Here is a 12,295-nt window from a genome sequence, read left to right as displayed (position 1 = left end):
TCCTCTCGTTCGACTTGCATGTATTAGGCATGCCGCCAGCGTTCATCCTGAGCCAGGATCAAACTCTCCATTTGATTTAGCTCTTAGATGTCTCTGACATCTTTCTTTACAATTGTTTGTTTCGAAATTGACGTTTTAGTTTTTATTTTATTTCCTGTTCAGTTTTCAAAGATCATGTGCACCTCAGCAGTGCTCATCTATATTACCAAATACTTCCCACTTCGTCAAATGTTTTTTTTATTTTTTTTCATCTTTTTTACTGTATACGCTTACAATGCCATTTTTAAAAGAAAACTTGTAGATGTCGTTTATAAATCACTAGTTAAATCTTCAATCTATGCTTCAAAAACATGATGAAATATGGCTATTACCCTACTAATACCAACAATTAGATGAGCAATAAATGTCTCAATATTAAACTTTATTGCAATCGCAATAAATCAGATATAATTCTGTTATTTTTTAATTGTATATGAATAGCTAGTTGTACAGCTACAAATATAGCGTAAACCATAAAAGTTATATTGATAAAATTTAATCTTGTAATCTGTGAAATACTATAGAGTACTTATATTATTGGGGAGACGCCTAGATTTGCCAGTGTGTTCAAAGTCAAACCTAACGTTAACACAACCATTCCTATTGTATGCACTAAAAAACGTAATTTTTTTGTTCACTCATGCCCTCCTTTCAAACACTAGAATAATTCTACCAAAAAATAAATTCACTTTATTAGCACATTTATAAATTATTCTAGCATAATAAAAAGCCAGATTTCTGGCTTTTTATTGATTATGCAACAGCTTTAAATGCTTCATCCAAATCTTGAATAATATCATCGATGTTTTCACATCCAATACTTAAACGAATTGTATTAGGACGAATACCCTGATCTAGTAACTCTTCTTCTGTACATTGTGAATGTGTTGTTGTTGCCGGATGAATCACTAACGATTTAACATCTGCAACATTTGCCAATAAAGAGAATAATTCTAGATTATCAATAAAGTCTTTAGCTTTTTGTGCATCTCCCTTAATATCAAATGTGAAGATAGAACCTCCTCCATTAGGAAAATATTTTTTATACAATTCTTGTTGCTTAGGATCTTTAGAAACGCTAGGATGAGATACACTTTCTACTTGAGGATGATTATTCAAATATTCGATGACTTTTAATGCGTTATAAGCATGACGCTCTACACGTAAGGATAATGTTTCTAACCCTTGCAAAAATAAGAATGCATTGAAAGGAGAAACCGTAGCTCCTGTGTCTCTTAAAAGAATTGCACGCACCTTAGTGACGAATGCTGCAGCTCCACATGTTTGTGTAAAACTAATGCCATGATAGCTTGGATTTGGCTTAGTCAGTGAATCGAATTTTCCACTAGCTTCCCAATCAAATTTTCCTCCATCAACGATAACACCACCAATACTAGTTCCGTGACCACCAATAAATTTTGTAGCTGAATGAACAACAATATCAGCTCCATATTCGATTGGTCTTACTAAATAAGGTGTAGCGAATGTATTATCCACTACTAATGGAATTTTATGTTTATGAGCAATCTTTGCAACTGATTCGATATCTACTACATCAGAATTTGGATTTCCTAATGTTTCAATATACAAAGCCTTTGTCTTTTCATTAATAGCACTTTCAACTTCTTCTTCATTAAAAATATCTACAAAGTTTGTTTCAATCCCATATTGAGGTAAAGTATGTTCAAATAAATTAAATGAACCGCCATATATATTTTTGGCTGAAACAATATTGTCGCCATTTTGAGCTAAATTTAATATTGTGTATGTAACAGCCGCTGCACCCGATGCTACGGCTAACGCAGCTACACCACCTTCAAGAGCCGCTATACGCTTTTCAAATACATCCTCAGTTGGATTCGTTAAACGCCCATAAATATTTCCTGCATCACTCAATCCAAAACGTGCTGCTGCATGATCACAATTTCTGAACACATAAGATGATGTTTGATAAATTGGCACTGCACGTGCGTCAGTTGTTGGATCTGCTTGTTCTTGTCCTACATGAAGTTGTAATGTTTCAAATTTAAAATTTCGCTGATTTCTAGTTATTTTTGTCATAATCATTCTCCTTAATTCATACCATTCTTATATGTTTTGTATGATAAACTAAAATAATTATAATGTCAACGATAAGTGTAATTATTTACATTGTATTTACATTTCTTTCATTTTGAGATAAAAAAAGACCGATACAAAAACGTATCAGTCCTTTGTTTTTATAAGTTTAATTAAGCGTCAATTTCAGTAACGTTACCAGCACCTACAGTGTGTCCACCTTCACGGATAGAGAACTTAGTACCAGTTTCGATAGCGATTGGAGCGATCAATTCAACGTTCATAACAACGTTGTCACCAGGCATTACCATGTCAGTTCCTTCTGGCAATGTGATTACACCTGTAACGTCAGTTGTACGGAAGTAGAATTGAGGACGGTAGTTAGAAACGAATGGAGTGTGACGTCCACCTTCTTCTTTAGTTAAAACATAAACTTGTGCTTTAAATTTAGTGTGAGGGTGTACACTTCCAGGTTTAGCTAATACTTGTCCACGTTGGATTTGGTCACGTGCAATACCACGTAACAATGCACCAATGTTGTCACCTGCTTCAGCAACGTCTAATTGTTTGTGGAACATTTCCAAACCAGTTAATACTGTTTTTTGAGTGTCTTTGATACCAACGATTTCAACTTCGTCGTTTAAGTGAGCTTGACCACGTTCAACACGTCCTGTAGCTACTGTACCACGACCAGAAATTGTCATAACGTCTTCGACTGCCATCAAGAATGGTTTATCCATTTCACGAGCTGGATCTGGAATCCAAGTATCAACAGCATTCATCAATTCGTAGATTGATTCTTCGTATTTAGGATCTCCTTCAAGAGCTTTTAAAGCTGATCCACGGATAACTGGAGTTTCGTCACCGTCGAATCCGTATTCGTTTAATAATTCACGAACTTCCATTTCTACTAAGTCGATTAATTCTTCATCATCAACCATATCGCATTTGTTTAAGTAAACAACGATATATTTAACACCTACCTGACGTGCTAACAAGATGTGTTCACGTGTTTGAGGCATAGGTCCATCAGATGCAGCAACTACTAAGATTGCTCCGTCCATCTGAGCAGCACCAGTGATCATGTTTTTTACATAATCGGCGTGGCCTGGACAGTCAACGTGTGCATAGTGACGTTTTTCTGTTTGGTATTCAACGTGTGCAGTGTTGATAGTGATTCCACGTTCTTTTTCTTCTGGAGCACCATCGATTTGGTCATAAGCTTCAGCTTTAGCCATACCTTTTTTAGCTAATACTGTTGTAATAGCTGCTGTTAATGTTGTTTTACCGTGGTCAACGTGACCGATAGTACCAATATTAACGTGAGTTTTACTTCTGTCAAATTTTTCCTTAGCCATTTATAATTTCCTCCTAAATGCTAACATATTTCATACAATAAATATTGTATTTCAGAACCAAACGAAAATCAACTAGTTTTCGTTTGAATTCTCTTTAATAATTTTTTCTGCAATACTCTTTGGAACTTCTGAGTAGTGGTCGAACTTCATAGAGTAGTTTCCACGTCCCTGAGTAAAGCTACGTAAGTCTGTAACATATCCGAACATTTCTGATAATGGAACATGTGCACGAACGATAATGGCATTTCCACGTTCTTCCTGTTCAGTGATTTGTCCACGACGACTTGAAATGTCACCCATAACGCTACCTAAGTATTCACTTGGTGCAGTTACTTCTACGAACATGATTGGTTCTAGAATAGCAGGTTTACATTTCTTTCCGGCTTCTTTCAATGCCATACTAGCGGCAATCTTATAAGCCATTTCACTAGAGTCGACATCGTGGTATGATCCATCAAATAATGTAGCTTTGATATCGATTACTGGGTAACCTGCAATCATACCATTTTCCAATGCTGCTTCCAAACCTTCTTGAGTTGGTTTGATATATTCTCTAGGCACGCTACCACCAACGATAGCATCAACGAATTCAAATCCTTTTCCTTCGTTTGGTTCGAATTTGATCCATACGTGACCATATTGTCCACGACCACCTGACTGACGGATATATTTTCCTTCACAATCAGCAGCCTGACGAATTGTTTCACGGTAAGCAACTTGTGGTTGTCCAACATTTGCTTCAACTTTAAATTCACGACGTAAACGGTCAACAATGATATCCAAGTGAAGTTCACCTACACCGGCAATAATTGTTTGTCCTGTTTCTTCGTTTGTATATGTTTTGAAAGTAGGGTCTTCTTCTGCAAGTTTTGCAAGAGCCAATCCCATTTTGTCTTGGTCAGCTTTAGTTTTTGGTTCCAAAGACAATTCGATTACTGGTTCAGGGAATTCCATAGATTCAAGGATGATTGGGTGATCTTCATCACACAATGTATCACCTGTTGTAGTAACCTTTAAACCAACAGCAGCAGCGATATCACCTGAATAAACTTCAGTGATTTCTTTACGTGCATTGGCATGCATCTGAACGATACGTCCAAAACGTTCTTTTTTATCTTTAGTTGAGTTTAATACATAGCTTCCTGCTGTAGCAGTACCTGAATAAACACGGAAGAAAGATAATTTTCCAACGAATGGGTCTGTAGCGATTTTAAATGCTAATGCTGAGAATGGTTGATCATCACCAGGGTGACGAACATCTGGTTCTCCATCTAATGTAGTACCCTTAATTGAAGGTACATCTAATGGACTTGGTAAGTAATCTACTACTGCATCCAATACTAATTGAACACCTTTGTTCTTATATGCAGATCCACATAATACTGGGAAGAAGTCACCATTACATACAGCAATACGTAATACACGTTTGATTTCTTCGATTGAAGGTTCTTCACCTTCTAATACTTGCATCATGAAATCTTCATCATAATCTGCTAAATAATCTAATAATTTAGCACGGTATTCTTCCATAAGATCTACCATATCTTCTGGAACTGGGATTTCAGTGATTACACGACCATAATCTCCACTAAATTCGTAAGCTTTTCTCTTGATGATATCAATGATAGCTTCGAAGTCTGATTCAGCACCGATTGGTAACTGAATTGGACAAGATTTAGCTCCTAAACGATCGATGATTGTATTGCATGACATTAAGAAGTCAGCACCTGTAGCATCCATTTTGTTACAGAATACAATGCGTGGAACGTTATATTCAGTAGCTTGACGCCAAACTGTTTCAGTCTGAGGTTCAACACCTGCTTTGGCATCTAATACTGTTACGGCACCATCTAATACACGTAAACTACGTTCAACTTCTACTGTGAAGTCTACGTGGCCTGGTGTATCGATGATATTGATACGGCATTCTTTACCAGTTCCGTCTGTCTTTCTCCAGTGAGCTGTTGTAGCAGCAGAAGTGATAGTGATACCACGTTCTTGTTCTTGCTCCATCCAGTCCATTGTACTAGCTCCATCGTGTGTTTCACCAATCTTGTGATTTACACCAGAGTAGTAAAGAATACGTTCTGTTGTTGTTGTTTTTCCGGCATCGATGTGAGCCATGATACCGATGTTACGAGTTTCGTGTAAAGCATATTCTCTAGCCATATTTCTTTACTCCTTCTCTTACCAACGGTAGTGAGCATAAGCCTTGTTAGCTTCTGCCATTTTGTGAGTGTCTTCACGTTTTTTAACACTGGCACCAGTTCCATTAGAAGCATCGATAATTTCAGCTGCTAATCTCTGTTCCATTGTTTTTTCGTTACGTAAACGTGCGTAGTTTACGATCCAACGAAGTCCTAAAGTCAAACGACGTTCGTCGCTTACTTCAACTGGTACTTGGTAGTTGGCTCCACCTACACGTCTAACTTTCAATTCCAATTGAGGCATAACGTTTTCTAAAGCTTGTTCGAAAACCTCCATTGGTGCTTTTCCTGTTTTTACTTCTACGATTTCAAACGCGTTGTACAAAATAGTTTGTGCAACCCCTTTTTTACCATCAATCATGATTTTGTTGATCAAACGAGTAACCAACTTAGAGTTATAAATTGGGTCGACTAGTACGTCACGTTTCGCAATGTGTCCTTTTCTAGGCATCTAATTTCCTCCTTTCACGATTGATCTATTTCTTAGGTCTTTTTGTTCCGTATAATGAACGAGATTGTTTACGGTCATTTACACCAGCACAGTCCAAAGTTCCACGAACGATGTGGTAACGAACACCTGGTAAGTCTTTAACACGTCCACCACGAATCAATACAACACTGTGTTCCTGTAAGTTGTGTCCGATACCTGGAATGTAAGCTGTAACTTCCATACCATTACTTAAACGAACACGCGCATATTTACGAAGTGCTGAGTTTGGTTTCTTAGGTGTCATAGTACCAACACGAGTACAAACTCCACGTTTTTGTGGACTTGATTGGTTTGTTGGTTTAGACTGCAATGAGTTGTAACCACGGTTCAAAGCTGGAGACTTTGAAACGTTTTGACTGGCCTTACGACCTTTACGAATCAACTGGTTGATTGTAGGCATAAGATCCTCCTTTCAAAATTTTCAATTTCCAAGCAAACGAAGCCGGGTGGGTCTTGCCCATCCATTAAATATAGGCTCTTTTCAGAACCTATTTTCGCATGCAATATTAAGATACAGTATTCAGCATGATTTGTCAATTCTTTTTTGTTGATTTTTTATAAAAAAATTTTATACGCATTCCCCATTCATTAAAGTATAATATAGACAAGAATAGAGGTATGTTTATGAAACACAAAATTGTATTTTTCGACATGGACGGAACACTTTACCAAACCGAAAATGACGTTATTCAAGAAAGCGCATTAGACGCTATACAGACACTAAAAGATAAAGGATATATTGTCTGTGCGGCAACTGGCCGTCCCTTAAATCAAATGAAACTTATATTACAACGCGTTCAATTTGATTATTATGTATTGATCAACGGAAGCTACATTCTAGACAAAGATTTTCAAGAAATCGGAAGCTATCCAATCTTACAAGACAATGTGAATGACTTAGTCAATTTCAGCAAAAAACATGAAACAGGTCTGATGTTTCACTTTGGAGATGCCACATACATTTACAACAACTTTTACCCAATGTATGACTTTTGTAAATACTGCAACGTACTAGATTCACTATTCTACGACCCTAGTCAGTCCTATCATTTAAGGCACAAAGCCTTTAATGCCGTAGTTCTTACTAAAGATAAAAAATTAGTTGACCAATTTATGGAAACTCACCCAAATCTAAGGAACGATTTAATTAACGTTAAAACCGATGGATTCTGCTTCGATATCTTCAATGCTGATAATGATAAATCAAAAGGCATTGAAATGATTCTTGAAAAAACAGGATTCACATGGCAAGATACCATCTGTTTTGGAGATAGCACAAATGATATCCATATGTTAAAGAAAGCCGATATTGGCGTTGCGATGGGAAATGCGAGTGATTTTGTCAAAAGCTACGCAAATTTTGCCACAACATCTACATACGATAACGGTATCTATAATGCAGTCACAAAAATATTAAAAGACGAATAAACATATATAAAAGACATCATCGCAATTAGAATGATGTCTTTTTTAGTATCATTTAAGTCCATACTCATTAAATGAACAGAAAAAAAGCCTTTATCTAAGGACAAAGGCTTTAATTACTTATTAAGCTTAAATTACTTAATTTCTACAGTAGCTCCAGCAGCAACTAATTTTTCTTTAATTGATTCTGCTTCTTCTGGAGATACGTTTTCTTTAACAGCAGCTGGAACACCATCTACTAATTTCTTAGCGTCAACTAATCCTAAACCAGTGATTTCACGTACAGCTTTGATTACAGCAACTTTTGTTCCACCAACATTTGTTAATGTAACAGTTACTTCGCTAGGTCCTGCAGCTTCTTCAGCAGCAGCTGCTGGAGCAGCAACAGCAGCAGCAGCTACTACACCAAATTTTTCTTCGATTGCACTTACTAAGTCGTTTAATTCTAAAATTGTTGCTTCTTCTAAATAAGAAAGAATTTCTTCTTGAGTTAATTTAGCCATTTTATTTTCCTCCTATAATTAATTACGCAGCAGCTTCTTCTGTAGCTGGTGCTTCTTCTGTTTTTACAGATCCGTTTTCTTTAGCTTCTGCCAATGCTTTAACAGTCATAGCAAATTTGATAACTGGAGCATTTAAGCAAGATGCGAATTTAGCCAACATACCTTCTTTGTTAGGTAATGCAGACAATTTTTGGATAGTAGCTTCGTCTACCATAGCTCCATCCACGATACCAGTTTTTAATACCAATGCTTCATGTTTTTTAGCAAATTTAGCTAATACACGAGCAGGAGCAACTGGATCTTTACCAAATGCCAATGCGTTAGGTCCAACTAAAGTTTTTGCGAAATCTTCGTGACCTAATTTTTCAGCTGCACGACGAGCGATTGCGTTACGGTAAACTTTGAATTCAACGTCTTCTTCACGCAAAGCACGACGAAGTTCTGTTACTTCCTTTACTGATAATCCACGGTATTCTACTAATACAATACTACTAGCAGCTTCCATTTTTTCAGATAAGGCGATAACGTCAGCTTCCTTTTGTGCAAGGATGTCTTTGTTCATTCGATCCACCTCTTCTTTCATCTATTGTAACAATATTCAAAAGAAAAGCCCGCATCAAAGACGGGCTAATTGTGCAAAGTCAATGCATCATACCCTCGGTAACATTATTAAGCATATGCCGTTACTGTCTTTGGAATATTGATAACAATCTGTAGTTTAATTTATTTTACTAGATTTGTCAATTACTTAACGATTTCAACGTGGATTCCAGGACCCATTGTTGTTGAAACAACTAAGTTTTTCATGTATGCACCTTTAACAGTTGCAGGGCGAGCCTTAGCAATTGTGTTGAAGATTGCATTGAAGTTTTCAACTAATGCTTCATCAGTAAAACTTGTTTTACCGATAGCTAAGTTGACGTTTCCTTCTTTGTCTACACGGTAAGTAACTTTACCTTTTTTAATTTCATCAATAGCCTTAGCAACATCCATTGTTACTGTACCAGTCTTAGGGTTTGGCATTAATCCTTTAGGACCTAAAACACGTCCTAAACGTCCTAATTGACCCATCATATCTGGAGTAGCTACTAATACATCAAAATCGAACCAACCTTTAGAGATTTTTTCGATAATATCTGCACCACCAACGAAATCAGCACCAGCAGCCTGAGCTTCTTTTTCTTTTTCGCCTTGTGCAACTACACAAACGCGTTGTGTTTTACCAGTTCCATTAGGTAATACCATTGCCCCACGAATTTGTTGATCAGCGTGACGAGGGTCTACGTTTAAGCGGAAACTTACTTCAACACTTGCGTCGAATTTTGTTTTACTAGTTTCTTTAGCTAATTTAACAGCTTCTTCAATTGAATAAGTTTTTGAACGATCAACCAATTTAGCTGCTTCAGCATATCTCTTACTTACTTTTGCCATTATTGATGTTCCTCCTATTCAAATCCTTCAACCTTGATACCCATGTTACGTGCAGTACCAGCAACAATACGCATTGCAGCTTCTACATCGTTGGCATTCAAGTCTGGCATTTTGTACTCAGCAATTTCTTTTAATTGATCAACTGTAATTGTACCAGCAACTACTTTTTGATCTCCACTTGCTTTTTGTACGTTTGCTGCTTTTTTCAATAAGTTAGCAGCAGGTGTTGTTTTCAATACGAAATCAAAACTCTTATCTTCATAAGCAGTAATGACAACTGGAACAATATCACCTTTACGATCTTTTGTTGCATCATTGAAAGCTGTACAGAACTGAGGCATGTTGATACCAGCACTTGCTAATGCTGGACCTGGTTTAGCTCCACCAGCTTGGAACTGCAACTTACAAACTTTTGTAACTTTTTTCTTGCTCATAAGACGTTCCTCCTATATTTTGTCCTATGCTGTGGTAATACGAACAGTTACGCATTCTCCCACGCATGCCTATTTACTATACACCACTATAATCTGTGATGCAAGCTCATTTTTAAAAAAATTAGAGAAAATCATCGATTCTCTCTAATCATTCACATCCTCTTTCATACGAAGAATTGATTTTTTAAACTTATCCATCTTCTTCTGCACTCTTTCATCATCATGATCATATACTTCGCTTCTCAAATCCGATTGGAATTCATAAATATCAGACTGCATATCCGACCAAACATCATAAATATCCGATAAACAATTCGACCAATCATCGTAAGCATCCGAACTTGCATCACTCCACACATCGTAATCTTCCGTATCATATGCATCTTTAATAATTCCATCATAATAGATATCATACATATTTTTTACAGTCTTATCATATATACCATACATATCCTTACCCGCATCTTCATATATATATTCATAGATTCCGCTCAAATCTTTGTATTTCACTTTATATGATACATCCTCATTCATAATCAATTCAGCATACTTATAAGCATATTCCCTCAATCGAATGGACAACAACTCTGTCTGTTTTAAAGCATCATCATAATACGCTTTTACCTTATCTATATTTTTCGTATATGCATCAAAATCCTTAATTTCCTCACTCAAAGCATCCCTTTCACTCTCTAACTTTGCCTTTGTGTCCTCAACATCCTTGATTGCCATCTCCTCTATTTCATCTATCGTAGAAGCAGATACCTCAATTACATTCGCGTTCACTTTTCGTACTGCATCATTCTTGGCAACAGGTATACTTGTACAACCGCTAAGAATCAAGCACAATCCTAAACACACTAACTTTTTCATTATTATTCACTCTTCTTTCCAAACTCATCAATTACATCTTCTAAACAACAAGGTAACTCTCCAGTTATCTGAACTATATTCAATACATCTTTTTTGCTTTGTAAATCCTCACATTTCTTATCCAACTCGCCCAACTTTCTTTGGCTCAGTTCCTTTAAATTTCCCTCACTCAAAATTTCTTTAACTTCATCCAAACTAAACCCTAAACTCACCAACATTCTTATATCCCATAATTGTCTCAACCCTTCTTCATCAAACTCTCGATCTTTTCCTTCTTCATTCTTTGAAATCACTCCCTTCTTTTCATATCTACGAATCATATTTCTTGTGATTCCCATATGTTCTTCGATCCACTTCACCTTATACTTCATTGCACACTACTCCTTTTTCAATTTACAGCCTTGTTCTTAGAACAACGCAAGCCAAAAAAGTTATTTCTTCGATTCTCCTTCCAAACTTTTTTGCCACAAGAGAGCTTGTAAATTTCGCGAATCAAAAAAAGCGGTACAACGACCGCATTGAGTTTAAAGAATAATAATGTTAATATATCCACATGAACTTAAATACATGGATAGAAGAAAAATTTAACGCAACAAACTACACACTCGAAAAAACAGATAAAGGCATTAGTAACCACAACTATTTATTAACAATCAACGACAATAAATATATGGTACGCGTACCAAAAAAGAATCATGAATCTCTTGGTTTGCAGCATGAATACGAAAAGGAAATTTTGCCACTTGTTTCTGATTTAGATGTACCTGTTATTTTTTTCGATGAAAAAGCAGGTATCAAAGTAACAAATTATATTGAAGATGTAGAAACATTTGATGAATGTAAGGACAAAGACAAATTCGCAAGATGTGCAAATTTAATGAAATCTCTTCATACTAAAAAAGCTCCTTTGTTTATTTTCAACCCTTTTGGAAAGATTGAATTCTATAAATCTCAAATCAAAGAATGTATCGTATCTTTTCCAAATGAAGAAAACTTTTTAGAAGCTTTAAAAAAAGAATATAAACCAAACACACTATGCCATAACGACTTTGTGCAAGGAAATATTCTTTACAGTGATACAAAAGACTATTTGATTGACTATGAATATGCGGCTAAAAATGATTATCGCTTTGATATCGCCAGTTTCTTTTCAGAAAACAACATCCATTATATTGACCAAAGAGACCAATTCTATCAAACCTATTTTGATGGAGACATCGACCCAATGATTGATGTTCAAGTGCAGGCATTTGAAAGAACGGAAGACATCCTTTGGGGATATTGGGCAAATATGCTTTATGAACAAAGAGGCGAACAAATCTATTTTGACATCGCCAAAGACAAAGAAAAACATTACAGAGGCTAAATAGCCTCTGTTCAGATTGTTGACAAAAGCCTATACCTTTTCGTAAGGACATAGGTTTTTTATTGTATATAGGCAATTTTCGAAATGAAATTGTCTTTTTTTGTATATTTT

At 36.1% G+C, this 12,295-nt stretch carries 13 protein-coding genes, 1 rRNA gene and 1 other annotated feature; of the genes, 2 read left to right on the top strand and 12 right to left on the bottom strand.

The genetic code is table 11. The features are described 5' to 3' along the window. From NE544_RS10735 to rpsL, 6 genes are all read right to left on the bottom strand, one after another. Positions 1-74: ribosomal RNA gene (locus NE544_RS10735) — 16S ribosomal RNA — on the bottom strand; the annotation flags it as partial. A gap of 718 nt (positions 75-792) precedes the next feature. After that, positions 793-2,106, bottom strand: a complete 1,314-nt coding sequence (locus NE544_RS10730) for an O-acetylhomoserine aminocarboxypropyltransferase/cysteine synthase family protein (RefSeq protein WP_256269320.1) — start codon at positions 2,104-2,106, stop codon at positions 793-795. 164 nt (positions 2,107-2,270) lie between these two features. After that, complete coding sequence (gene tuf / locus NE544_RS10725; protein ID WP_118116664.1) at positions 2,271-3,455, bottom strand: elongation factor Tu; 1,185 nt, start codon at positions 3,453-3,455, stop codon at positions 2,271-2,273. A 72-nt stretch (positions 3,456-3,527) separates the two neighbouring features. Further along, positions 3,528-5,624 carry an elongation factor G gene (fusA, locus tag NE544_RS10720; RefSeq protein ID WP_118116662.1) on the bottom strand — a complete coding sequence of 699 codons (2,097 nt, stop codon included), beginning with the start codon at positions 5,622-5,624 and terminating at the stop codon, positions 3,528-3,530. A gap of 18 nt (positions 5,625-5,642) precedes the next feature. Further along, entirely contained in the window at positions 5,643-6,113 is a 471-nt protein-coding gene (gene rpsG / locus NE544_RS10715; protein ID WP_003866299.1) for a 30S ribosomal protein S7, read from the bottom strand. 25 nt (positions 6,114-6,138) lie between these two features. After that, the gene (gene rpsL / locus NE544_RS10710) at positions 6,139-6,552 is read right to left on the bottom strand and encodes a 30S ribosomal protein S12 (protein ID WP_117573318.1); all 414 of its coding nucleotides are present in this window, start codon (positions 6,550-6,552) and stop codon (positions 6,139-6,141) included. 224 nt (positions 6,553-6,776) lie between these two features. Between rpsL and NE544_RS10705 the strand changes: the two genes are divergently transcribed. Further along, positions 6,777-7,580 carry an HAD family hydrolase gene (locus NE544_RS10705; RefSeq protein ID WP_117573316.1) on the top strand — a complete coding sequence of 268 codons (804 nt, stop codon included), beginning with the start codon at positions 6,777-6,779 and terminating at the stop codon, positions 7,578-7,580. Between the two features lie 131 nt (positions 7,581-7,711). Here the strand turns inward: NE544_RS10705 and rplL are convergent, their stop codons facing one another. From rplL to NE544_RS10675, 6 genes are all read right to left on the bottom strand, one after another. Next, positions 7,712-8,080 carry a 50S ribosomal protein L7/L12 gene (gene rplL, locus NE544_RS10700; RefSeq protein ID WP_118116355.1) on the bottom strand — a complete coding sequence of 123 codons (369 nt, stop codon included), beginning with the start codon at positions 8,078-8,080 and terminating at the stop codon, positions 7,712-7,714. Positions 8,081-8,102: 22 nt separating this feature from the next. Beyond that, positions 8,103-8,642, bottom strand: a complete 540-nt coding sequence (gene rplJ / locus NE544_RS10695) for a 50S ribosomal protein L10 (protein ID WP_256269319.1) — start codon at positions 8,640-8,642, stop codon at positions 8,103-8,105. 32 nt (positions 8,643-8,674) lie between these two features. Further along, positions 8,675-8,794 (bottom strand) — a sequence feature (ribosomal protein L10 leader region). A gap of 30 nt (positions 8,795-8,824) precedes the next feature. Further along, the gene (gene rplA / locus NE544_RS10690; protein WP_118116353.1) at positions 8,825-9,511 is read right to left on the bottom strand and encodes a 50S ribosomal protein L1; all 687 of its coding nucleotides are present in this window, start codon (positions 9,509-9,511) and stop codon (positions 8,825-8,827) included. A 14-nt stretch (positions 9,512-9,525) separates the two neighbouring features. Then, positions 9,526-9,945, bottom strand: coding sequence for a 50S ribosomal protein L11 (gene rplK / locus NE544_RS10685; protein WP_003866292.1), 420 nt, complete (start codon positions 9,943-9,945; stop codon positions 9,526-9,528). A 144-nt stretch (positions 9,946-10,089) separates the two neighbouring features. Next, a complete protein-coding gene (locus NE544_RS10680) occupies positions 10,090-10,818 on the bottom strand; it encodes a hypothetical protein (protein ID WP_256269318.1) in 729 nt (242 codons plus the stop codon). Between the two features lie 2 nt (positions 10,819-10,820). Then, positions 10,821-11,189, bottom strand: coding sequence for a MerR family transcriptional regulator (locus tag NE544_RS10675; RefSeq protein WP_118116349.1), 369 nt, complete (start codon positions 11,187-11,189; stop codon positions 10,821-10,823). A gap of 182 nt (positions 11,190-11,371) precedes the next feature. Here NE544_RS10675 and NE544_RS10670 point away from each other — a divergent pair, with 182 nt between their 5' ends. Then, positions 11,372-12,184: a choline kinase family protein gene (locus NE544_RS10670; protein ID WP_256269317.1), complete on the top strand. Its 813-nt coding sequence runs from the start codon at positions 11,372-11,374 to the stop codon at positions 12,182-12,184. Positions 12,185-12,295: the final 111 nt, after the last annotated feature.

Source organism: Holdemanella sp. MSK.7.32 (genome assembly GCF_024460475.1).
Lineage (GTDB): Bacteria > Bacillota_I > Bacilli_A > Erysipelotrichales > Erysipelotrichaceae > Holdemanella.
This window is presented reverse-complemented; position numbering and strand designations above follow the sequence as displayed.

Excerpts from the sequence above, each read along its gene's own strand:
- NE544_RS10730 (WP_256269320.1), bottom strand. The coding sequence starts at position 2,106 with ATGATTATGACAAAAATAACTAGAAATCAGCGAAATTTTAAATTTGAA.
- tuf (WP_118116664.1), bottom strand. The coding sequence starts at position 3,455 with ATGGCTAAGGAAAAATTTGACAGAAGTAAAACTCACGTTAATATTGGT.
- fusA (WP_118116662.1), bottom strand. The coding sequence starts at position 5,624 with ATGGCTAGAGAATATGCTTTACACGAAACTCGTAACATCGGTATCATG.
- rpsG (WP_003866299.1), bottom strand. The coding sequence starts at position 6,113 with ATGCCTAGAAAAGGACACATTGCGAAACGTGACGTACTAGTCGACCCA.
- rpsL (WP_117573318.1), bottom strand. The coding sequence starts at position 6,552 with ATGCCTACAATCAACCAGTTGATTCGTAAAGGTCGTAAGGCCAGTCAA.
- NE544_RS10705 (WP_117573316.1), top strand. The coding sequence starts at position 6,777 with ATGAAACACAAAATTGTATTTTTCGACATGGACGGAACACTTTACCAA.
- rplL (WP_118116355.1), bottom strand. The coding sequence starts at position 8,080 with ATGGCTAAATTAACTCAAGAAGAAATTCTTTCTTATTTAGAAGAAGCA.
- rplJ (WP_256269319.1), bottom strand. The coding sequence starts at position 8,642 with ATGAACAAAGACATCCTTGCACAAAAGGAAGCTGACGTTATCGCCTTA.
- rplA (WP_118116353.1), bottom strand. The coding sequence starts at position 9,511 with ATGGCAAAAGTAAGTAAGAGATATGCTGAAGCAGCTAAATTGGTTGAT.
- rplK (WP_003866292.1), bottom strand. The coding sequence starts at position 9,945 with ATGAGCAAGAAAAAAGTTACAAAAGTTTGTAAGTTGCAGTTCCAAGCT.
- NE544_RS10680 (WP_256269318.1), bottom strand. The coding sequence starts at position 10,818 with ATGAAAAAGTTAGTGTGTTTAGGATTGTGCTTGATTCTTAGCGGTTGT.
- NE544_RS10675 (WP_118116349.1), bottom strand. The coding sequence starts at position 11,189 with ATGAAGTATAAGGTGAAGTGGATCGAAGAACATATGGGAATCACAAGA.
- NE544_RS10670 (WP_256269317.1), top strand. The coding sequence starts at position 11,372 with ATGAACTTAAATACATGGATAGAAGAAAAATTTAACGCAACAAACTAC.